The sequence below is a fragment of the Pseudoduganella buxea genome (assembly GCF_009720835.1).
Taxonomy (GTDB): Bacteria; Pseudomonadota; Gammaproteobacteria; order Burkholderiales; family Burkholderiaceae_D; genus Rugamonas; species Rugamonas buxea.
In genome coordinates this window covers 48,011-69,874 of record NZ_WNKZ01000012.1, presented here as the reverse complement: position 1 = coordinate 69,874, position 21,864 = coordinate 48,011, and the positions used below count along the sequence as shown (strand labels likewise).

Annotated in this window: 20 protein-coding genes; 8 read left to right on the top strand and 12 right to left on the bottom strand. The window is 67.4% G+C overall.

Annotation, left to right across the window (positions count from 1 at the left end):
• Positions 1-6 precede the first annotated feature (6 nt).
• Positions 7-522, top strand: a complete 516-nt coding sequence (locus tag GM672_RS06860) for a FixH family protein (RefSeq protein WP_155469785.1) — start codon at positions 7-9, stop codon at positions 520-522.
• 98 nt (positions 523-620) lie between these two features.
• Here GM672_RS06860 and fnr read toward each other — a convergent pair whose 3' ends face one another.
• The gene (fnr, locus tag GM672_RS06855; protein ID WP_155469784.1) at positions 621-1,376 is read right to left on the bottom strand and encodes a fumarate/nitrate reduction transcriptional regulator Fnr; all 756 of its coding nucleotides are present in this window, start codon (positions 1,374-1,376) and stop codon (positions 621-623) included.
• Positions 1,377-1,588: 212 nt separating this feature from the next.
• On the opposite strand from fnr, the gene GM672_RS06850 reads away from it, so the two are divergent.
• Positions 1,589-4,714, top strand: coding sequence for a HAMP domain-containing sensor histidine kinase (locus GM672_RS06850; protein WP_155469783.1), 3,126 nt, complete (start codon positions 1,589-1,591; stop codon positions 4,712-4,714).
• Positions 4,715-4,729: 15 nt separating this feature from the next.
• On the opposite strand, the gene GM672_RS06845 is transcribed toward GM672_RS06850, so the two are convergent.
• Positions 4,730-5,209, bottom strand: a complete 480-nt coding sequence (locus GM672_RS06845; RefSeq protein WP_155469782.1) for a hypothetical protein — start codon at positions 5,207-5,209, stop codon at positions 4,730-4,732.
• Positions 5,210-5,296: 87 nt separating this feature from the next.
• On the opposite strand from GM672_RS06845, the gene GM672_RS06840 reads away from it, so the two are divergent.
• The 4 genes from GM672_RS06840 (at position 5,297) to GM672_RS06825 (ending at position 7,893) form a co-directional block, all read left to right on the top strand.
• Positions 5,297-5,515 carry a Rossmann-fold NAD(P)-binding domain-containing protein gene (locus GM672_RS06840; protein ID WP_155469781.1) on the top strand — a complete coding sequence of 73 codons (219 nt, stop codon included), beginning with the start codon at positions 5,297-5,299 and terminating at the stop codon, positions 5,513-5,515.
• Positions 5,512-6,459, top strand: a complete 948-nt coding sequence (locus GM672_RS06835; RefSeq protein WP_170299957.1) for a LysR substrate-binding domain-containing protein — start codon at positions 5,512-5,514, stop codon at positions 6,457-6,459. The genes GM672_RS06840 and GM672_RS06835 overlap by 4 nt, the downstream gene beginning before the upstream one ends.
• Before the next feature lie 94 nt (positions 6,460-6,553).
• Positions 6,554-7,750: an MFS transporter gene (locus tag GM672_RS06830; protein ID WP_155469780.1), complete on the top strand. Its 1,197-nt coding sequence runs from the start codon at positions 6,554-6,556 to the stop codon at positions 7,748-7,750.
• 2 nt (positions 7,751-7,752) lie between these two features.
• On the top strand, positions 7,753-7,893 hold the full coding sequence (locus tag GM672_RS06825) for a hypothetical protein (protein ID WP_155469779.1): 141 nt from the start codon (positions 7,753-7,755) through the stop codon (positions 7,891-7,893).
• On the opposite strand, the gene GM672_RS06820 is transcribed toward GM672_RS06825, so the two are convergent.
• Positions 7,874-8,770: a LysR family transcriptional regulator gene (locus tag GM672_RS06820; protein WP_155469778.1), complete on the bottom strand. Its 897-nt coding sequence runs from the start codon at positions 8,768-8,770 to the stop codon at positions 7,874-7,876. The genes GM672_RS06825 and GM672_RS06820 overlap by 20 nt on opposite strands.
• A 104-nt stretch (positions 8,771-8,874) precedes the next feature.
• Here GM672_RS06820 and GM672_RS06815 point away from each other — a divergent pair, with 104 nt between their 5' ends.
• Positions 8,875-9,804: a DMT family transporter gene (locus GM672_RS06815; protein WP_155469777.1), complete on the top strand. Its 930-nt coding sequence runs from the start codon at positions 8,875-8,877 to the stop codon at positions 9,802-9,804.
• A gap of 34 nt (positions 9,805-9,838) precedes the next feature.
• On the opposite strand, the gene GM672_RS06810 is transcribed toward GM672_RS06815, so the two are convergent.
• The 9 genes from GM672_RS06810 to GM672_RS06770 form a co-directional block, all read right to left on the bottom strand.
• On the bottom strand, positions 9,839-10,411 hold the full coding sequence (locus GM672_RS06810; RefSeq protein ID WP_155469804.1) for a YceI family protein: 573 nt from the start codon (positions 10,409-10,411) through the stop codon (positions 9,839-9,841).
• The gene (locus GM672_RS06805) at positions 10,411-10,959 is read right to left on the bottom strand and encodes an SRPBCC family protein (protein WP_155469776.1); all 549 of its coding nucleotides are present in this window, start codon (positions 10,957-10,959) and stop codon (positions 10,411-10,413) included. Before GM672_RS06805 ends, GM672_RS06810 begins: the two co-directional genes overlap by 1 nt.
• A 55-nt stretch (positions 10,960-11,014) precedes the next feature.
• Positions 11,015-11,530 carry a hypothetical protein gene (locus tag GM672_RS06800; protein WP_155469775.1) on the bottom strand — a complete coding sequence of 172 codons (516 nt, stop codon included), beginning with the start codon at positions 11,528-11,530 and terminating at the stop codon, positions 11,015-11,017.
• Between the two features lie 114 nt (positions 11,531-11,644).
• The gene (locus GM672_RS06795; protein ID WP_260099322.1) at positions 11,645-13,147 is read right to left on the bottom strand and encodes a tryptophan halogenase family protein; all 1,503 of its coding nucleotides are present in this window, start codon (positions 13,145-13,147) and stop codon (positions 11,645-11,647) included.
• Positions 13,148-13,181: 34 nt separating this feature from the next.
• Positions 13,182-14,183: a cupin-like domain-containing protein gene (locus GM672_RS06790; RefSeq protein ID WP_155469774.1), complete on the bottom strand. Its 1,002-nt coding sequence runs from the start codon at positions 14,181-14,183 to the stop codon at positions 13,182-13,184.
• Positions 14,167-14,886 (bottom strand): SapC family protein, encoded by a 720-nt coding sequence (locus GM672_RS06785; protein WP_155469773.1) that lies wholly within the window; start codon positions 14,884-14,886, stop codon positions 14,167-14,169. Before GM672_RS06785 ends, GM672_RS06790 begins: the two co-directional genes overlap by 17 nt.
• 17 nt (positions 14,887-14,903) lie before the next feature.
• On the bottom strand, positions 14,904-16,469 hold the full coding sequence (locus tag GM672_RS06780; RefSeq protein ID WP_155469772.1) for a tryptophan halogenase family protein: 1,566 nt from the start codon (positions 16,467-16,469) through the stop codon (positions 14,904-14,906).
• A 108-nt stretch (positions 16,470-16,577) separates the two neighbouring features.
• Positions 16,578-19,583: a TonB-dependent receptor gene (locus GM672_RS06775; RefSeq protein WP_155469771.1), complete on the bottom strand. Its 3,006-nt coding sequence runs from the start codon at positions 19,581-19,583 to the stop codon at positions 16,578-16,580.
• A gap of 215 nt (positions 19,584-19,798) precedes the next feature.
• On the bottom strand, positions 19,799-20,617 hold the full coding sequence (locus GM672_RS06770) for a glycoside hydrolase family 16 protein (RefSeq protein ID WP_155469770.1): 819 nt from the start codon (positions 20,615-20,617) through the stop codon (positions 19,799-19,801).
• 200 nt (positions 20,618-20,817) lie between these two features.
• On the opposite strand from GM672_RS06770, the gene GM672_RS06765 reads away from it, so the two are divergent.
• Positions 20,818-21,843 carry a LacI family DNA-binding transcriptional regulator gene (locus GM672_RS06765; RefSeq protein ID WP_155469769.1) on the top strand — a complete coding sequence of 342 codons (1,026 nt, stop codon included), beginning with the start codon at positions 20,818-20,820 and terminating at the stop codon, positions 21,841-21,843.
• Positions 21,844-21,864: the final 21 nt, after the last annotated feature.

Here is a 21,864-nt window from a genome sequence, read left to right as displayed (position 1 = left end):
TACGTCATGGATTACCCACTGGATTTGCCGTCGCCATGGTATGCGCAGCGTTGGCCATGGCTGCTGATGCTGGGCCCTGCCATCGTGCTGGTGGCCTGCTTCTATACGGGCTGGATCGCCTTCTCGCAGCAGGATGCGCTGGTGGTGGGCGACTATTACAAGAAGGGCAAGGCGATCAACCAGGACCTGCGGCGCGACCGTGCCGCCGGTGCGCTGGGCGTCACCGTGGCCCTGCGCTACGACGCGGCCGAAGGCCAGCTGCGCGGCCGCATCGCCACCGCCGGCGGCAAGGCCGTTACCGGCCCGTTGCCGCTGCACCTGGCACACGCCACCCAGCCGGACAAGGACATCCGCCTGCTGCTGCATCCGGCCGCGGACGGCAGCTTCGCCATCCCGCTGCCGCTGCTCGAACGCAGCCGCTGGGTCGTGCTGGTGGAGGACGCGCACAAGACGTGGCGCCTCGAAGGCCAGTGGCTGTGGCCCGCCGAGCATGCCATCACGCTGAGCCCGCAGCAACAATAGTTACTGCTAGACCGGTGTCAGACACCGATTTTCAGCCAACTGTAGCTGCTCACATTCGACGTCCGCATTCGGTGTCCGACGCCGGATGCGAACGCGGGTCAGCCGCAGGGTTCGGTGCCGGCCGTGATGGCTTTCAGGCGGGGGAGGTCGAGCACGCGCAGTTCGCGGTTGGCCACTTCCAGCAGGCCCAGCTTCTTGAACTTGTTCAGCAGGCGGCTGATGCTTTCGATGGTCAGGCCCAGGTAGTTGCCGATGTCCTCGCGCGACATGCGCAGCTGGAAGGCCGTGGCCGAGTAGCCCCGTGCTTCGTAGCGCGACGCCAGGTTGACAAGGAAGGCGGCGAAGCGCTGGCTGGCCTGCATATTGCCGAGCAGGAGCATGACGCTTTGCTCGCGCGTGATTTCCTGGCTCATCATCCGGTGGAAATGGCGCAGCAGGGTCGGCATGTCGACCAGCAGCTGCTCCAGGCTGGCGAACGGAATCTCGCACACCTCGCTGTCTTCCAGTGCCATGGCGCTGCAATAATGCTTGTCCGTGCTGATCGCGTCCATGCCCAGCAGTTCGCCGCCCATCTGGAAGCCCGTCACCTGCTCTTCACCGCCGGCATTGATCTGGTAGGTCTTGAAGTGGCCCAGCCGGATCGCGTACAGGCTGGAAAACGGGTCGCCGATGCGGAACAGCACGTCGCCCTTTGCCACCCGGCGGCGCCGGCCGATGATCTTGTCGAGCTTGTCCATATCGCCCATGTCGAGGCCCATCGGCAGGCACAGCTGGTGCATGCTGCAGGTCGCGCAGCGGGCCTTCAGGATTTCAATTGTGGCGCCGGGCAGAGTGATCGCAGGAAGCTGGTCCATGGGTGTGCAAGATGGGTTCGGATGGCCACAGTGTACTGTAAGCGAAGGCCGAAACGGCTCTTCCTTGACGCTTTGCCAAGCAATTTTCGGCCGCAATTGTGCGGCGGAATGCCCATTGTCACGCCGACAATGCAACGCGCGTGGCCGTCCGGACAGTAGCGGGATTATGATGGCTGCTTGCTCCTTTCCATCCGCAACGCGCACGAGGGACGATGAAACCTCTCGGTATCAAGGCAAAAGTGGCACTGGCCACCACGCTCACGTCGATCGTGATGATCGCGCTCGTCACGGCGCTGCAGGGGCAGCGCATGCGGACCGATTTCACGCGCGTGCTGTTCGCCCAGCAGGATGCCCTGGTCAGCCGTACGGCCCAGGACCTGGACGACAAGCTGGCGATGCTGCGCGATATCGTGGCGCAGTCGGCGCGCTACCAGCCGCGCGAGCTGTGCACCAACCCCGCCGCCCTGCGCGGCTTCTACGAGAACCGCGCCGTCTTGAGCCTGTTCGACGATGTCCTGGTCGTCAGCCCGCAGGGCATCGTCGTCGCCGATATCCCGGCGCTGCCGGGGCGACCCGGCACCAACGTGGCCGACCGCGCGTATTTCAAGCACGTCATGGCAGAGCGGCACGCGATCATCGCCGAACCGGTGCTGGGCAAGGTGGGCAAGAAGCCGGTGGTGCAGATGGTGGCGCCGGTGCTGGGCGAAGCAGGCGACGTGCAATGCATCGTCATCGGCGTGCTGCGCGTGTACCGCGACAACCTGCTGGGCCACCTGCGCACGGCCAAGGTCGGCAGCACCGGTTACTACTATGCCGTCACGCAAGGCACCAGGCCCGTATACGTACTGCACCCGCAGCTCGAGCGTGTGCTGCAGCCCCGGCCGCCGCACGGCGCCCCGGCCTTGACGGCGGCGCTGGCGAGCGGCTTTGAAGGCACGCGGATCGGCCCGAATATCGACGGCGTCCGCATGCTTACCAGCGTGAAGCGACTGAAATCGGTGCCGTGGGTCCTGGCGGCTTCGCTGCCCGAGGATGAAGCGTTCGCGCCGTTCCAGGGCGCCCAGCTGCGCCTGGCCCTGTGGGGCACGCTCGCCTCGCTGGCGGCGGCGGCCATCATCGCGCTGGTGACCTTGCGCCTGATGTCGCCGCTGGTGCGCCTGCGCGACGCCATCCGCGCCCTGGGAGATTCGCCGCATGCCTTCGTCCCGCTGCCCGTCGCCGCGCGCGACGAGATCGGCGAACTGACGGCCGCCTTCAACGACCTGATGGCGGCGCGCCAGGCAGCCGACGCGCGCGCGCACACGCTGCTGCTGGAACTGGAAGCGCGCGCGGCGGAACTGGAGCGGGCGCGCGACCGCGCCGAAAGCGCGAACCGGGCCAAGAGCGATTTCGTCGCCAACATGAGCCACGAGATCCGCACGCCGATGAACGCCGTGCTGGGCATGGCTTACCTGCTTCAGAACACCACCCTGACGGCGCAGCAACGCAAGTACCTGAACATGATCCGCACGGCCGGCGACTCGCTGCTGGGCATCCTGAACGACGTGCTGGATTTTTCCAAGATCGAGGCGCAGCGGATGGAGCTGTCGCCGGTGGAATTCGACCTGGACGAATCGATGAGCACCCTGGCCACGACGATGACGATGAGCGCGGGCAACAAGGAGCTGGAACTGGCCATCGTCGTCGCACCCGACGTGCCGCGCCTGCTGCGAGGCGACGCGCTGCGGCTGCAGCAGATCCTCGTCAACCTGGCCGGCAATGCCATCAAGTTTACCCAGCAGGGCGAAGTGGTGGTGCAGATCGATCCGGGACCCTCCGATCCGCCATGCGCGGACCGGGTCGTGCTGCGCTTCGAAGTACGCGACACCGGCATCGGCATGAACCCGGCGCAGCTGAACCACCTGTTCCGCGCCTTCACGCAGGGCGACGAGAGCATCACGCGCCGCTTCGGCGGCACCGGCCTGGGCCTGGCCATCACGCGCCGCCTGATCGAACTGATGGGCGGCGCGATCCACGTGCGCAGCGCGCCGGGCGAAGGCAGCACGTTCTGGTTCGAGCTGCCCTTCGAGCTGGCCGGACAGCGCGACGCCCAACGCAAGCCGGCCATCGGCCCCTTGTCCGTGCTGGTGGCCGACGACAACCGCACCAGCCGCGAGATGATCGGCCAGCTGATCGAGGCCTGGGGCTGGCGCGCCGACCTGGCCGACACGGGCGCCACCGCCCTCGAACAGTTCCAGCAGCGCATGCGCGGCCACCAGCCCTATGACGTGGTGCTGGCGGACTGGCACATGACCGGCCGCGACGGCCTGGCCGCCGCCCATGCCATCCGCCTGGCAGCGGACGGCCACCGCCAGCCCATTGTGGCGATGATCAATGCCTTCGCGCGCGAACGGCTGGAGGAAATCTCGAATACTCCGGAGACGGACGTGGTGCTGGTCAAGCCGATCACCAGTTCCAGCCTGTTCGAGGCGCTGCACCAGGCCCTGGTGGCCAAGGCCGGCGCGGACGAAACGGTGCTGCCGGCCGGGGTCAAGCCCGAGCGGCTGGCCGGCGTGCACTTCCTGCTGGTGGAGGACAACCTGCTGAACCAGGCCGTGGCCCGGGGCCTCTTGGAGCAGGTCGGCGCCACGCTCGACGTGGTGAGCGACGGCCAGCAGGCGGTGGACGTTCTGCGTGCCGAGCCCCAGCGTTACGACATCGTGCTGATGGACATGCAGATGCCCGTGATGGACGGCTTCACGGCCACCACCCTGATCCGCCAGGAACTCAGGCTGGCACTGCCCGTCATCGCGATGACAGCCGGCGTGCTGGCCTCGGAACGGGACCGCAGCGTGCAGTCGGGGATCACCGACTTCATCGCCAAGCCGGTGGTGGTGGAAGAGATGATGGGCGTGATCGAGCGCCACCTGCCTGCCGGGCGGCGTGCCCCGGTACCGGCCGCGCTGCCGGCAGCGCCCGCCGCCGCGGACGAACCCGTCTTCAATATGGACAACCTGGCAAAGGTGATGGGGCGCGACCCGAAAGGGCGGGCGCTGATGCGGCGCATGGTACAGGGCGCGTTGGAAGGGGGCATGCACCCGGCCGACGAGGCCGACCGCGCCCTGGCCGAACATCGGCCGGCCGATGCCGCCCGCATCTTTCACTCCCTGCGCGGCGCCATCGGCGTGCTGGGTGCGAAGCGCCTGATCCGCGCCACGATGGAGGCGGAGATGGCCATCGTCGAACGTCCGGACACCGACCTGGCACCACATTTCGCCGCCGTGCGCCGCGAACTGGCCCAGGTGCTCGAGGCCGGCCGCGCGTGGCTGGCGCAGGCCGAACTGCCGGCCGAAGGCTGACGTCCCGGCGCAGAGTCACCTGCCCTGGCGGTCCCGATGGTTGAAGTAGGCGCCCGCCGCCAGACCCAGGCCGAAGGCCGCATACACCAGCGCCAGCGATTTGCGCGACACCCGTTCCTCGAAACCGGGCTGCAGGCGCTTGGGCGTGAGCTTGTAGTCGACGAAGCAGGCCACGGCCGCCGCCCCGGCCGCGGCCAGCGTGGTGGCGGCCGGGGACTTGCGGTCCAGGACCTTGCCCGCCACCTGCTCGAAGATGGTGGCCCAGAACAGCGCGCTGGCGTGATGGATACCGTAACCCACCAGCGTGTACTTCCATGACGGCGCATTGCGCGTGAAGGCCTCGTCGCCCCACACGGCGTGGCTGGTGGCGTTCGTGCCCGCATACGGGCTGCCGCTTTCCCGCCTGGCGCGCAGCGCCAGCGCCGCCGTCGAGATCACGCTGGCCAGCGTGCCGGGCACGAGGCCCTTGGTAATGACCTGCTTGAAATTGTCCATCTGTTTCCTCCCTGGTCCAGGCCGCGCCGCGACAACGCCCGGCGGCACGCCTTATACTTCGACTATCCCATCCGAAGAGGGCACTCAATGCTGGTACTGCTGACCGGTGCGACCGGTTTTCCCGGCACCCACCTGGCAACGCTGCTGGCGGCAAAAGCGCACCGCACCGGTGCCGATCCGCGCATCGGCCTCATCCCGGCCGACGTTGCCCACGATAGCGAAAAATCCTTCCGGCTGGCGCGCCTGAGGGGTGGCGATGCCGTCATCGACACTGTCAGCGACATTGCAGCACGGAGCGGCGCGTGACGAACCCGTTGCTCAACCTGCCACCCCTCGATGCGCTGCGCGGCTTTGTGGCCACCGCCAGGCGCCTGAGCATCACGGCGGCGGCGCGCGACCTGTGCCTCACGCAGTCCGCCGTGAGCCGGCAGATCCAGGCCCTGGAAGCGCGCCTGGGCACGGCCCTGCTGGTGCGCGGCAAGCGCCAGATCGCGCTGACCGACGCAGGCCGGCAGCTGTTTGCGCTGGCATCGCCATGGCTGGACCAGCTAGCCGACCTGGCGGTGTCGCTGCGGCCGGGCACGCGACCCGTGACGATATCGGCCAGCATCGGCGTGGCCTCCTTGTGGGTCCTGCCCCGGCTGGGCGACTTCCAGGCGGCCCATCCGGACATCGACCTGCGCGTGGAAACCAGCAACCGCGTGATGGACCTGGCGCGCGAAGGCGTCGACCTGGCGATCCGCTACAGCCCGGCCGCCCATGTGCGGGCCGCTCATTCACCGGCCGCTCATTTACTGGCCAATCCCCTGCACTTGTTTGCGGAAGAACTGGTGCCCGTTGCCAGCCCCGCCGTGGCGGCGGGCGCCTTCCGGGACGATGCCGCGCTGGCCCGGCAAGTGCTGCTCGAATTGGACGACCCGGCCCATGCCTTCCTGCACTGGGCGCCGTGGCTGCAGGCCTGCGGCGTGGCGGCGCGGCCGGCGCGCATGCTGCGCTTCAACCAGTACGACCAGCTGATCCAGGCCGCCATCGAAGGCAATGGCGTGGCCCTGGGCCGCCTGGCGCTGATCCTGCCGGCCCTGCGCGAGGGCCGCCTGGTTGCCCAGCCGGGCCGCCGTCGTGCCGTCGCCGACTACGGCTACTGGCTGCTGCAGGCGGACGTGCCGCGTCCCGAGGTCGCCACGGTACGCGACTGGCTGCTCGGCCACGTGGCCGCGACGGTGACGGAACTGGCCCGGCTGCCCGGCTGACCTGGCGCCATGCGTGGCGCGCATGGATCGCATGCCGATTCACCGCTCGCGCCACGCCCGTGCCGCCGCTATCCTCGGCACAGGAGGGTCACCCATGAAAAAATTCGCATCGCCGCTGGCCATCGTCGTCTGCGGCGGCATCATCATCGGCCTGGCGCTGGGCATGCGCCACGTGCAGGGCCTGTTCATGCTGCCGATGACGGCGGCGCGGGGCTGGGGCCGGCAGGAATTCGCCTTCGCGCTGGCCTTGCAGAACCTGGTGTGGGGCCTGGCGCAACCGCTGGCGGGCATGCTGGCCGACCGCTACGGCGCCCGCCGCATGCTGGTGGCAGGGTGCCTGGCCTATGCGGCCGGCCTGCTGCTGATGGCGCAGGCGACGACGGCTGGGCAGCTGGCCTGGTCCGGTGGAGTGCTGATCGGCCTGGCGCTGGCCGGCACCACCTTCGGTGTCGTGTACGGCGCCATCAGCCGGCTGGTGGCGCCGCAGCGGCGCAGCTGGGCACTCGGCATGGCCGGCGCCATCGGCGGCGTCGGCCAGTTCGCCATGGTGCCGGCCACGCAGGGCCTGATCGGCGGCATCGGCTGGGCCGCGGCGCTGGCCGCCTTCGCCGTCGTGCTGGCACTGGCCTTGCCGCTGGCGTGGCCGCTGGAGGACCGCGCCGTGGCGGCACCGGAACGGCAGGCCCAGTCGATGCGCCAGGCCATCCGCGAGGCCCTGTCGCACCGCGGTTTCTGGCTGCTGAACCTGGGCTTTCTCGCCTGCGGCTTCCAGCTCGCCTTCATCGCCGCGCACTTTCCCGCGTGGCTGCTGGACCGGGGCTTCCCGCCGCACACGGGGGTGGCGGCGCTGGCCATCGTCGCGCTGGCCAATGTGGCGGGCACCTATGCCTGCGGCCAGCTGGGCAGCCTGTACCGGCGCAAGCACCTGCTCGCCGGCCTGTACCTGGTGCGCTCGGGCGCCATGCTGGCCTTCATGCTGCTGCCGGCCAGCAGCGCCACCGTCTACCTGTTTTCCTTCGTCATGGGCCTGACGTGGCTGGGCACCGTGCCGCTGACGAATGGCCTGGTGTCGCAGGTGTTCGGCGTGCAGTACATCGCCACCCTGTTCGGCCTGGTCTTCGTCGGCCACCAGGTGGGGGGCTTCCTGGGCGTGTGGCTGGGCGGCGCCGTGTTCGACGCGACGCACTCGTATGACCTGGTGTGGAGCGCCGCCATCCTGGTCGGCCTGGCGGCGGCGGCCCTGCACTGGCCGATCGACGACCGCGCCGTGGCGCGGCTGCGGGCGGCGTGACGATGGCACCGCGCCGCGAAGCTGCCGGCCTGTTATGCGTCGTGCTGGCGCTGTGCGCCATCTGCGCCTGGGCCGTGCATGCGATTCTGGCGCCGGCCAATCTGCTGGCTTATGCCGGGCTGTTCATGCTGTGCGGGGGCTAGTGCCCGCCACGTCGCGGGCGATGTCGGCAAAGGCCTGCGCCGCCGGCGAAGCGCGGCCCAGGTTGCGCAGAATTAAACCGACGCGGCGCCGCACCACCGGCCGCAGGGGCCGCACGACGATGCGGGGATGCGTCTGCGCCAGGCCATGCGGCAGCGCCAGCTCGGGCAGCACGGTGATGCCGTCGCCGTTCTCGACCAGGTGCAGCACCGTCACCATCTGCGACATGCGGTAGCGTACCTGCGGCGCCAGGCCGGCCGCGGCGAACAGCGGCTCGATCAGCGCCGAGCAGCCCGCCTCGGGCATGATGAACGGATGTTCGCCCAGTTCGGCCAGGGTGATGGCGTCGCGCCCGGCCAGCGCATGGTCGCGCGGGATCAGCGCCGACAGCTGGTCTTCCACCAGCGGCACCGTGTCGAAGCGGTCGTCCGGCAGCACGGCGAAGCCGACGTCGACTCGCCGGTCCGCCACCCACTGCAGCACAGCCGCATCGGGCCCCTCGTCGATCTGCACTTCCACGCCGGGATAACGCTGCCGGTAGGCCTGCAGGATGGCCGGCAGCAGCTTGAGCGAGGCGGTGGGGCCGAAGGAGCCGATGCGCAGCAGGCCACGGTGCAGCCCGCGCGCCACCGCTGCATCCTGCCGCATCGCTTCGGCCAGGCCGAGGATTTCGCGGGCGCGCAGCAACAGGCGCTGGCCCAGCTCCGTCACGGTCACGGCGGCCTGTTCGCGCTCGACCAGCTGGGCATCGAGCTCGCCTTCCAGCGACTTGATGGCATGCGACACGGCCGACTGACTGATGCCCAGCCGCAGGGCCGCCGCCGTGAAGCCGCGCATCTCGGCCACCATGACGAAAATTTCCAGTTGGGTGAAGGTCATTGTGCGATGGTCATGGGACGGGGATCATGAGGATTTACTCATTTGCGCATGAGTTGGGATAACCATTACTGTATGTCTTCCTTCACTGATTCCGCAAGCACGCCATGAAAAATAATACGCTGACCATACCCGCCGCCGCCCCGCTGGCGGCACCGGCGTCGCTGGTCTACACCAAGCTGGTGTTCGTCACGCTGTTCTGGGGCGGCACCTTCATCGCCGGGCGCATCGTCGCACATGCGCTGCCCGTCATGACGGCCGCCGCCCTGCGCTTTGCCGTGGCGGTGGTGCTGCTGCTGGGCGTTGCGTGGCAGCGCGAAGGCGGGCTGCCACGCCTGACGCGCCAGCAGATGCTGGCCACCGCCGCGCTGGGCTTGACGGGCATCTTCCTGTACAACCTGTGCTTCTTCGGCGCGCTGGGGCAGATGCCGGCCGGCCGTGCGGCGCTGTTCATCGCCTTGAATCCCATCGTGACGGCGCTGGCCGCCGCGCTGCTGCTGCGCGAACGTCTCAGCGGCGTCAAGTGGCTGGGCATCGCGCTGGCGTTCGTGGGCGCGGCCATCGTCATCACGCGGGGCGATCCGGCCGGCGCGCTGCACGATATCGGCCAGTCGGTGGGCGTGGGCGAACTGCTGATGCTGTGCGCGATCAGCTGCTGGGCCGCCTACACGCTGCTGGGCCGCTCGGCACTGAAGGGACTGAGCCCGATCGCCGCCACCACCTATGCGGCCCTGTGGGGCCTGCTGTTCCTGGCCATCGGCGCGGCACGGGAAGTGGGGGGCGTGGACTGGCCCGCCATCGGCTGGCCGGTGTGGGCCGGCCTGGGCTACCTGGGTGCCTTCGGTACGGTGCTGGGCTTCGTGTGGTACTACGAAGGCGTGAAAGCCATCGGCGCGTCGCGCACGGCCGTGTTCAACAACCTGGTGCCCGTATTCGGCATCGGCCTGGCGGCGCTGCTGCTGGGCGAGCCGGTGCTGGTATCGATGGTGGCCGGCGGCGTGCTGGTGGCCGCCGGCGTGACGCTGACGAATCGCTGACGAATCGCTGAAGAATCGTTGACGAACCGCCAGGCTACTTCGCCGCCACCGCTTCGACCTGGATGCGCAGGGCGACATCCATCGAGAAGCCGTAGTCCTTGCCGGCCGCCAGGCCGAACGCTTCGCGGTTGAAGGCGGCGGCGGCATCGGCGCCGCACAGCTCGCGCTTGTGCATCGGGTGGGGAATGCACTTGAAGCTGTTCAGCTTCAGTACCACGGGTTTCGTCATGCCGTGCATCGTCAGCTCGCCCTGCACTTCGCTCGGCACGCCGTCGCGGAAACCGGCCAGCGTGCCCCGGTAGGTGGCCTTGCTGCCGAAGCGCTTGATGTCGAAGAAGTCCTTGCCGCGCGCCCAGGCGTTCAGCGCATCCTGGCCGAAGTCGATGCTGGCCAGGTCGATGACGATATCGACGCTGCCGCTGCCGGCTTCCCGGTCCAGCACCACCTTGCCGCTGTTCCGGTTGATCTTGCCGCGCCAGACCGAGATGCCCATATGGTCGGCCTCGAAGCTGGGGAAGGTGTGGGTGGGGTCGATGTCGTAGGTCACCGGCGCGGCAATGGCCGGCGCCATGGCTGTGGACAAGAGCGCCGTTGCCCACAGGCGCATCATGCCTGCGCTCCCGCGCCGCCTGCCAGGCCGGCCAGGTACTGGTCATAGACGTCGTACATGCCGGCGAAGCCGCCCTGCATCGACGCATGGCTGGCCTGGAACACGGCGCATTCGGCTGGCGTGGCGTTCACCGGCACGGAGTGCAGGGTCATGACGGTGCCGCCATCGCGCTCTTCCAGGGTGACGGTGTTGAGCACTTCCAGGGGCCACATGGGCAGCAGCGGGTAGCGGATGCGGTTGCCCGCTTCGTCGGCAAAGCCGTTGACGAAGACGAGCCGCGCGGGTGCCTCGACGTCGCGGTAATCGAAGCGGCCCCACACGTCCATGCCGGCGGCGGCCGCGTCGCGCGGATGCATGCAGTAATGGAACACGCCGCCCGGCCGCGCCTCGGCGCGTGCCACGGTAACGGTGCACTCGCGCGGCCCCCACCAGTGGGCCAGGTGCTCGCCTTCCACCATGGTGCGAAACACCAGCTCGCGCGGTGCGGCGAACGTGCGCTGCATTACGAGGGCGACGTCGTCGCCGCAGGTCTGTTCACTACTCATACTGTTCTCCTGGTCGGGTTGCGGGCAATGCCAGTCTACCAGCGGCGCCGCCGCTTCAGCGATGTTCGTAGTTCAGCCTGACGCGAAACGGGTACTCCTGCACGCACGGCTTGCCCTGGCACAGGGCCGGCTTGTAGTCCTCGACGACGAGCAGGTTGCCGAGAAACTGCGTCATCTCGGGCGAAGCCGACTTGTAGATGCGTACTTCCTGCGCCTTGCCGTCGGGCCCCACCATCACGCCCGCGTCGAAATCTCCTTCGATATGCACCTTGCGCTGGATTTCGCCGACGGCCTGGAACAGCCGCTTCGGACCGCGCTTCGGATACGGCGGCTCGTCGCCTGGCCCCATCGATTCGTAGCTGGCCCGCACCATGGCCTTCTGCTCGTCCGTCAATTGCGCATAGGTCTTATCGAAAGGCAGGCTGCCGATGGCGGCATTGCGTTTCAGGTGGCTGCCGAGCGGTTCCTCGCCCTTGAGCTTGAAAGCGGGCGGCGTGGGCGCGGATTGCGCGATCACGCTGCCGGCAGCCAGCAGCGCCAGCGCGACGGCGGCGGTGGAAGGGATACGCACGGTTGAGCTCCGAAAAAACCTTGTTTATACCCGATGCGCGGGCACAAAAGACTCACCGATTGTCACGCCGGCACGCAAAGGGCGAGCCGGCGCGATGCCAGGCCGTCCCTGCCGCTACCAGCCCGTGCCGGCGCAGTACTGCTGCACATACTGCTGGTGCGACGGCAGCTGCGCCACCGTGCGGTCGATGGCGCCGCTGATCCCGCCCAGGAAGTGGGCCAGTTCCTCGTCGCCCATCAGGTCGGCCGTCTGGTGGTGCTGCGCCGGCAGGATGCCCTGGCCCAGCATCACCTGGATCCACGAGTTCTCCGCGAACAGTTCGTTCGGCACGCGGAACACCCGGCCCGTTTCGCGGAACAGGTCGATGCGGTGCTGCAGCGAGGCAGGCACCTTCATGCCGGCCGCATCGCGCCAATACGGCGTGTCGCGGCGGTCGGTGACCTTGTAGTGCAGGATGATGAAATCGCGGATGTGGTGGATCTCCGCCTGGGCCTGGGCATTGTATTCGTCGATGTCGGCCTGGCTGATGCCGTCGCTGGGAAACATCTGCATCAGGCGGATGATGCCGCGCTGGATCAGGTGGATGCTGGTCGATTCGATCGGTTCCAGGAAGCCGCTGGCCAGGCCGATGGCGATGCAGTTGCCCTTCCACGTCTGGTGCCGCTGGCCCGGCTTGAAGCGCAGCACGCGCGGCTGCGTCAAGGCTTCGCCCTCGACATTGGCCTGCAAGGTGGCAAGGGCCGCTTCGTCGTCGGTATACCGGCTCGAATACACCAGGCCATTGCCGACCCGGTGTTGCAGCGGGATGCGCCACTGCCAGCCGGCCTCGCGGCCGATGGAACGCGTCAGCGGAATGGCGTCGCCCACGGATTTCGTCTGCAGCGCCACGGCACTGTCGTTGAACAGCCAGTGCGACCAGTCTTCATAGCCGACACCCATGGTCTCGCCGATCAGCAGGGCGCGAAAGCCCGTGCAGTCGATGAACAGATCGCCTTCCAGTTCGACGCCGGAGTCCAGTCGCAATGCGCGGATATCGCCGCTGATCAGGTCTTTCCTCACTTCGGCGATCTTGCCCTCGACCCGCTCGACGCCGAAGCGTTCGCTGAACTTGCGCAGGAACCTGGCGTAGCGTCCCGCGTCCATGTGATAGGCGTAATTCATGCCGTTCTGCGGCAGGTGGGCGAAGCGGCTTTGCAGGGAAGCTTTCAGCTCCAGGCAGTAGTCGCCGTAGTCGCCGGCCACGCCCCGTTCGCGGCCCTTGTGCCAGAAGTGCTGGAAGCCGGCCGTCCAGTGGTCCGTGCCGGTGGTGCCGAAGGAGTGGATGTAATCCAGCCCGACGTCGCGCCAGTTCTCGAAGCTGATGCCCAGCTTGAAGGTGGCCATCGTTTCGGCCATGAACTCGCGCTCGTCGATTTCCATCAGGTGGTGGAAATTCATCAAGGTCGGGATGGTGGCCTCGCCCACGCCGACGGTACCGATTTCATCGGACTCGATCAGCTTGATGTCGAGGCGCCGGCCCAGCGACTTCGACAGGCCGGCCGCCACCATCCAGCCGGCCGTGCCGCCACCGGCGATGACGACCTTCCTGATCGGGCGTTTTTGTCTGGCTTGTTCCACGGTTTGTCTCCTGCTTTTTTGTGATGTTGTCGGGTCAGCGGTTCATCCGCTTGAGCAGCTGGGCGCGCAGCGCGCGCGTGGCATCGGCGTCCAGCGGCGCCAGTACCCGGCGCGCCGCCGGCGGGATATGGGCGGCCGTCTGTTCGTCCTGGTCGAACACGTAATGGTCGAACAGCGCGCGCCAGGCATCGCGCTGGGCCGGCGGCAGGTCGCGCACCGTCATGATGGCGTGCATCAGCGCGTTCGTCGGCGTGTCCATGTAGCCGGGCGACTGGCGCCACCAGTAATTGACCAGCACATTGAAACGGTCCAGCGCCTCCACGTGGTGCCACCACGTGCTGGGGATGAACAGGGCGTCGCCTGCTTCCAGCTCGGCCACCTGGCCGTGCTCCTGCGCCTCGGCGAAGCGGGGAAAGCGCGCCAGGTCGGGCTGGCGGAAGTCGACCAGGCTGATGGCCTGGCCGGCCGGCGTGAAGTCGAGCGGGCCCACATACAGGTTGGCCACCTGCTCCGGCGGGAACAAGGTGAAGCGGCGCCTTCCCGCGGCCACGCAGGCCAGGTTGTCCGGCAGGTCGTAGTGGGCGGCGATGCGGGTGCGGTTGCCGATCCAGATGCTGGCCAGCGCGTCGCGGCCCTGAAGGTCGACGTCGTTCTCGCCGCGAAAGCCGGGCAGGCAGGCATCGATGGCGGTGGAGCCGACATAGATCGCCGGCGGGCGCTCGTCGTCGCGGTGGTCTTCCAGTTCCTCCAGCACGCCGTCCAGGCGCACGTTGGCGGGGAAGAAATTAAAGCCGGACAGGTCCTCGTTGTAGAAGAAGCGGCCGTCGATGTCCGGGCGGCCCAGCATGGCCACCACGTTCGCGCCCTGGTAGAAGCGGCGCAGGTAGGCATCGGCCGCCTGCTGCGACGTGCGCGCCGCCTGCACCAGCGGCCACCGGTCCACCAGGCCGCGCAGGATCAGCGGCTGGGTCGATTCCAGGATGCGCGCCGTCAGACCATCGGGCCCGACGCCGCGCAGCTCAGCGACCGGCAGCATGGGCCAGGTTTTTCCGCGCGATCAGCGGGCGGAACTGCGTCAGCGACGCCACGACCATGTAGATCGCCTGCAGGTGGCCGGCAGCGTGCAGCCGGGCCAGCGCGGCACCGTCCAGCGCGGCCAGGCGCTCCTCGTGGATCGTATAGAAGCCGGCCAGGCGGTTCTGCGAGCCGTCATCGAGTTCGATATCGAAGACGAACGATTCGAGCAGCTCGTGCTCCAGCAGCGCCTTGACGAAGCCGGGCACCGCCTGCAGGCCCTGGTGGATCGTCAGCAGCACGGAGTTGATGCGCTCGAGGTAGTCGGACACGCCGCCGTGCGGCAGAAAGGCCGCTTCGCTGTTGGTATCATCGGCGGCGGCGACACGCGGGTGCTCCAGGTCCACGTGCACCGTCAGCTCCTCGCCGTTGCGGCCGATCAGGAAGGGCTGGCGCTCGATCATCAGGGGCACCTCGGCCGCATCCCAGCCGGCCTCGTTCAGGAACAGGTTTTCGCCCTCGTAGAAGCCGAACAGCGCCACCGGCTCGAACGACACCGCGTCGTCCGTCTTGCGGAACACGATGGGGTAATAGCCCTGCAAGGTGCGGAACTCGGCGGGGAAGGTGGTGGCGAACATCACGTCGTCGCCATAGGCGGCGGCGCGGCGCGTGACGACGCGCAGGTCCTTGTGGTGGACGTTGTTCAGCATGACGGGATTGGGCATGGTGTCTCTTCGTTGTTTTAGATTTTTTGCAGGCCGTGCCTGCGGATATGCTCGATCAGTTCGCGGTTCGACGGCAGCGCGCCCAGCATGCGGCGCGTCAGGTCGGCCGCCTCGCGGTAGAACGGTTCGGCCGCCACGCCGGCGCGGCGCGTGCCGCCGCTTTCTGGCAGGAAGCCCATCCCGTACAGCACGTACTGCCAGCTGGCCGACGGGAACACTTCCTCGATGCGGTTAAAGTCCAGGCGCGACGGCGGCCGGTGCCGCCACAAGGTCAGCAGCTCGCGCAGGCGCGCCGGCACCGTCTCATCGCGCCGGTTGTCTTCCCAGTAGGCGCCGTCGCGCGCGCTCAGCACATAGTGCAGCTTGAGGAACTCGATGACGCGCTCCCAGCGGTACGTGAACGCGTCGTTGAAGCGGGCCGCGACGATGTCCATGGCCGCGCGCGTGGCCGGCATCTCGTCGCTGACCATCGCCGCCGACAGCTCCACCAGCGCCAGCGCCGATGCTTCCAGTGGCTCGATGAAGCCGGCGGACAGGCCGATGGCGACGCAGTTGCGGTGCCAAAACTGCTGCCGGTAGCCCGGCTCGAAGGTCAGCTTGCGCGGCTGGGGAATATCAGGCTGGCCGCTGCCCCCTTCCACGCAGTGGCCGACGCAGTTACCAATATAAGCGCGCAGGTCGGCTTCGGCCTGCTCATCGCTCGTGTGGGCGGACGAATATACATGGCCGATGCCGCGCCGGGTCGGCAGGCCGATATCCCAGATCCAGCCGGCCCGCTGGGCCGTGGACGTGGTTTGCGAGGCGATCGGGCTGTCGTCGGCCGGGTAGGGCACCTGTACGGCCAGCGCGCTGTCGTTGAACAGCACGTGCTTTTGCGGGATAAGGGGGACGCGGAAGTGCCGGCCCAGCAGCAGCGACTGCATGCCCGTGCAGTCGATGAACAGGTCGCCCGCCAGCGGGCCGTGGGTCTTCGTCTGCAGCGCGGCGATGTCGCCGTTCTCGTGCGACGCGATGCCGGTGACGTGATCGGGCACGTAGTGCACCCCGAGCCGCTCCAGGCAGTGTTTTTTCAGGAAGGTGCCGAATTTGCCGGCATCGAGGTGGTAGCCGTAGTTGGCCACGGCCGCGTATTCGGGCGTCGCGGCCTGCTTCGGCGCGCGCCCGGCCACGCACAGGTGCGGCTGGAAGCTGACCAGGTCCGCGAACGGCACGTGGGGGTAGCGCTCGCGCCAGGGGCCGGCCAGGTCGGCGTCGCCATACCCTTGCGGCAGCACGAATGGGTGGAAATAGTAATCGTCGCCGCCGCTGCCGCGCCAGCCGTTGAAACGCGAGCCCTGCTTGAAGGCAGCGTCGCATTCGCGGAAGAAGGCCGTTTCCGTCACGCCGATGCGGGCCAGCGTGTCGCGCATGGTGGGCCAGGTGCCTTCGCCGACACCGATCGGCGCCACGTCGGGCGATTCGATCAGCGTCACCTTCAACCCCGCGTTCGCGTGGGCCTGGTGGTCGGCCGCGATAATGCCCGCCGCCAGCCAGCCGGCCGAACCACCACCGACGATCACGATATGCCGAACCGGTTGGGACATACATTATTCCTGAGGGATGTGTCTAAAAGTTTAACCGAAAAACTAATTGGACAAGCAAAAAGCTGGGGCCGGTTCGCAGGAACCGGCCCCGGTCACCAGGAGGTGGACTTAGAACTTGTAGCGCAGACCCAACATGTAGCGCGGTCCCGACTGCGTGGCGTTCACCAGCTGGCTCTTGGTGCGGCCGTGCTGGCGTGACGTCTCGTTGGTGACGTTGATGCCCTCGAACTGTACCGACAGCTGCGGCGTGACGTTGTAGCCGACGGACAGGTCGAACTGGCCGTACGCTTCCGTGTAGATCGGGTTCGGCCCGGCCGCATCGAAGGTCGACGCCAGGAACTCGTCGCGCCAGTTGTAGGCCGCCCGCACGGTCCACTTGTCGTTCTCGTAGATGCCGATCACGTTGGCCGAATCGGACATGCCCACCAGCGCGAACTGCTCGCCGATGCCGGCGTTGTTATAGCCCAGGCCCGAGTCGACATAGGTGTAGTTGGCGGAAATGCCGAAGCCGCTGTTGCCGAACATGTGCTGCACATTGATCTCGGCGCCCTTCAGGTCGGCCTTCTTCTGGTTGGCGAAGGTGGTGATCTGGAACTTGGCGATGGGGTCGCCCGGCTGCCCGACGATGGTGCCGGTTTCGTTGCCGGAGGCGTCGGGTTTGCCCGGCGTGACACCCGGCGCCGTTGGGTGGTTGCGGAAGATGTAGTTACGGATGCAGGTGGTGTCGGCATTGCTGCAGCCGTTCGCCAGCGCCAGGTTCCACAGCGGCCCGCCCACCGGCGTGTGCAGGTCGAACGGCGTGGCGTCGATCTTCGACTGGCCCGCGTAATTGTCCAGGTTCTTCTTGAAGAAGCCCAGCGCGAAGAAGTTCTGCTTGCCGTAGTACCACTCGTAGGACAGGTCGAGATTCTTCGATTTGACCGGTTTCAGGGCCGGGTTGCCCTGCGAGCCGGTGCCGCCATCGAGGCGGGCCAGGTTGTTCAGCACCGTGCCGCCGGCGATCTGGTCGTAGCGGGGGCGGCCGATGGTCTGGCCGTACGACAGGCGCAGCTTCATGTCCTCGCGCAGTTCGATGTCCGAGTCGAGGCTGGGCAGCAGGTTATGGTACTTGCCCGACAAGGTCGTGAAGGTGGGCGCGCCGAACTGCACCGGCAGCTCGTTCTGCGACACCCAGCTGATCGACGTGGCGGTGGGCACCAGCGCGGTGGAGACGACGTCCGTCTTTTCGTAACGCAGGCCCAGCGCCGTGCGGATCGGCAGCGCCGTATCCCAGTCCGTATTGAACTGCAGGTACAGGCTCTTCGACTTTTCCTCGGTACGCTGGTCGGTATCCCAATGGTCCTTGACGGAGTACAGGTCCGGGCGACCGGATGCGTCGATGGCCAGCTGGCGCACTTCGCCGAAGTTGAAGGTGTAGAAGTTGTTGAACAGGTTCGGGTTGCCGGAACCATCGATCTTGTTGAAGTACTGGCGTACCGTCTCGGCGTGCCAGGCGCTGCGCGGGTAGTCGGCCGGGCTGGTGGCGCCGCTCCACGTGTCGCGCTGCTGGGTCGAGAAGGCCGAGCGGTTGTCGACCTTGGTGGCGGACAGGCCGAAGTTCAGCTCCGAGCGCTCCAGCAGCTTCAGGCGGCCCTTGAATTGGGTCTGCTCCACTTCGCCCTTCATGTAGCCGTTGCGGAAGGCCGAACCGGTGACCTGCTGGGGTGCGCGGTTGAAGTCCGCCCCCTGGATCGACAGCACGGGGAAGTCCTGGCTGAAGTCGGCCGTCGTGTCGCCCCGGCTGAAGGACGAGGTGCCCAGCACATTGTCAGAGCCCCACGGGCTGTCCGCCATCGATTCGGCGGTGGAGCGGTGCGTGTCGAATTCGAGCTTCAGGTCCTTGCTGACCTTCCAGGCGGCGTTGAAGCCCAGCGACTTGTTCTGCGTCTTGGTGGCGAAGTCGGCACCGCCCATGGCGATATCGCTGTTCGCGGCGGGGAGGAATTCCGTGTAGACCAGCGGGCCGGCCGCCGGCCCGTCCGTCCAGCTGCTGGCGGACGTGCCGAAGTTGAACCAGGCCGACAGGTCCTGCCGGCGCGTGTGGATCTTGTTCTGCGAATAGGTGTAGTCCAGGGTGGTCGTGATGTCCTTGCGGGGCGCGAACTGGAACGTGACCTGGCCGTTGGTGCGCTCGCGCTGTACGCCCGAGAAGGCGTAGTTCAGGTTCTGCGGCACGGAATAGATGTCGCTGGCGCCGGGCCGGTTGGTGATGTTCCCGGAACCTGGCGTGCCGGGCTGGGGGATGGTGCCCCAATTGTTCTCGTCGCCGCGAAACGGGCCCTTCCAGCCGCTCGATACCGCGGCCGTGTTGTAGCCCAGGTTGCGCTCCTGGTGGCTGCCCGTGATGGCGATGCCGAACATATTGTCGTTGAAGGTATTGCTGTAGATGCCGGAGATTTCCGGCGTCACGCGCTTGCCCGATTCCACGTCGCCCGGCAGGTTGGTGGACGACTTGTCGTACACGCCCTTGACGCCCACGCTGGCCTGGAAGCCGGGGCGATCCAGGGGACGCGCCGTCATCACGTTCAGTGTGGCGCCGATGCCGCCGGTGGGCGTGTCGGCGCGGCTGGTTTTATAGACCTGGATCTGCGAGATCGCTTCCGAGGCCAGATTGGCGAAGTCGAAGGCGCGGCCATTCAGGTCGCCCAGGTTCGACGTTGGCATCTGGCGCCCGTTCAGCAGCACCATGTTGAAGTCCGGGCCGACGCCGCGCACGGTGATCTTCGAGCCTTCGCCGATGGAGCGGTCGATCGACACGCCGGAAATGCGCTGCAGCGATTCGGCCAGGTTGGTATCGGGGAATTTGCCGATGTCCTCGGCGACGATGCCGTCCACCACGCCGTCGGAATTGCGCTTCAGGTTCAGCGAGGACTGCATGCTGGCGCGCAGGCCCGTGACGACGACGGACTGCACCGGCTGGTCGTCGCCCGCGCCGGTGGCGGCGCTGGTGGATTGGCCAGCGGTGGTGGCCGCAGTGGCCGCCTGCTCCTGGGCCAGTGCCGGCCACGCCGCCGTGGCGCAGGCACTGGCCACGGCCAGCGCGATCAATTTTTGTTTTGCCTTGGGATAATGCATTTCATCTCCTGTGTTCTTATCGGTCTGTTTGACACTTACCCAGCCTGCCTGCCCGCAGGCGTTTGCTCCCCCATCGCCGCCCAACTTCGGCCTTTCATGTGACTGGAAACGTTTCCATGCGAATTCGATAAATCTTAGGCAGCGTCGAAAAAATTGTCAACGGAATATTCTTGCTTTGCTTGAAGAAGGAATGTTGCTGTTGTAAAACCGCGCGGCTAAGGCTGGTACACGCGCACGTAGTCCACTTCGAATCGCCACGGCAGGCTGGCGTCCTGTACCGCGCCGCCCAGGTCGCCGCCCACTGCCAGGTTCAGCAGCAGGTACTGGGGACTGTCGAACGGCCAGCTGGCGTAGTCGCCGTCCTTCGGATTGACCAGCTCGGCGTAGGCGCGGCCATCGACGCCGATGACGATGCGCTCCTTCGTCCAGCTGAGCTGGTAGTCGTGGAACGCGTCGCAGGCGTCGGGCATAACGATCCGGTCGGTCTTGCCCGTACCCTTCGGCCAGTTGCTCGCCTCCGTGTAGACGCTGCCGAGGATTTCGCCCGGCTTGTGGCCCACATGTTCCATGATGTCGATCTCGCCGTCGGCCGGCCACTTGCCGCGCGTGCCCAGCATCCAGATGGCCGGCCAGCTGCCGCCAGCGCAGGGCAGCCGGGCCCGCACCTCGAAGAAGCCGTAGGTCCAGCTGGCCTTGCCGCGCGTGAGCAGGCGGGCCGACGAATAGGCCTGCCCGCCATGGTCGGGCTGCCCGCGCAAGGCTTCGCGCCGGGCCGTGATGAGAAGCTTGCCGCCTTGCACGCGGCTGTTTTCCGGCCGGGCGCGGGCGTAGTACTGCAATTCGCCGTTATGCCAGCCGGCGCGGTTGCGCCCGGTGTCATAGTCCCATCTGGCGGGGTCGGGCAGGCCGTCGACCTCGAATTCGTCGGACCAGACGAGGCGCCAGCCGTCCGGCTTCGCCAGCGTTCCCGCCACCGCGCCGCCGCACCAGGCCAGGGCGGCGATCAGGCAGATTTGTTTTGCTGCTGGCGACATTGGCGGTCCTTCACGGTCCAATCGGGTGCATGCGAGTCGATTCATGGTAACGTTTCCATTTTGACGACGCAACCGTGCCCGGCGCGTTTTATACAAACAAACAACAGAACCCGGCCGCTGGCCCGGACGCGCCCCGCCGGCCGGCGCGAGCGGCTGTGGGTAAGTTATGCTCTCGCCGTATTCACGACGAAGGAGTTGCATTGGCCACCATCAAGGACGTTGCCCGGCTGGCGGGCGTGGGACTGGGCACCGCCTCGCGGGCCATCAACGGCAGCGGCCCCGTGTCGCCCGCCACCCTGGAAAAGGTCAACCAGGCCATCGCGGCGCTGGATTTCCGCCCTTCGCACGCGGCGCGCGCGCTGCTGTCCGGGTCCAGCAAGATGATCGGCGTGTACATCCCGGCCCTGTCCGGTACCTTCTACACGCCGATCCTGAAGATCGTCGACACGGAACTGCGCGCGGCCGGCCTGCACATGGTGGTGGCTTTCGGCGTGGGGCTGGGCGACGACCGCCGCCAGGCCATCGAAGGCATCGAGTTCCTCATCGAGCGGGGCTGCGATGGACTGATCGTGATGACCAGCGCGCTGGCGGACGACGACCTGGCGGCACTGGGTCCGAAGGTGGCGCGCCTGGTGGCCTTGAACCACCCCTTCGCCGCCATTCCCGGCCAGTGCTTCACGGTCGACCATGCGCTGGGCGGGCGGCTGGCGGCGCGCACCTTGCTGGAACACGGCCACCGCGCCATCGCCGTCGTCGCCGGCCCGCAAGGCCTGCCGGACAACGTGGCCCGCATCGACGGCTTCGATGCCGAACTGGCGCGCCACGGCGTCGATCCGGCTACGCTCTGGCGGCAATGGAGCGACTTCTCTCCGGCCGGCGGCTGGGACGCGGCGCGCGCCCTGGCGGCCTCCGGCTACCGCTGCACGGCCCTGTTCTGCGCCAACGACGAAATGGCCGTGGGCGCGCTGTCGTACTTCCAGGAAGCGGGCATCCGCGTGCCGCAGGACCTGTCGGTACTGGGCTACGACGACACGCCCAGCGCCGAATACGCGGCACCGCGCCTGACGTCGGTGCGCATGCCGTGGCGGCAGATGACCCTGAACGGCCTCAACGCGCTGCTGAACCTGTGCTACGACCTGGGCCGGCCCGTCGAACGGGATTTTCCCGTGACGGTGACGATGCGGGCGTCGGTGGCGCCAGCCAGCCCGATTCAACCGCCACGCTAGTGACGAACGCCCGATCGACGA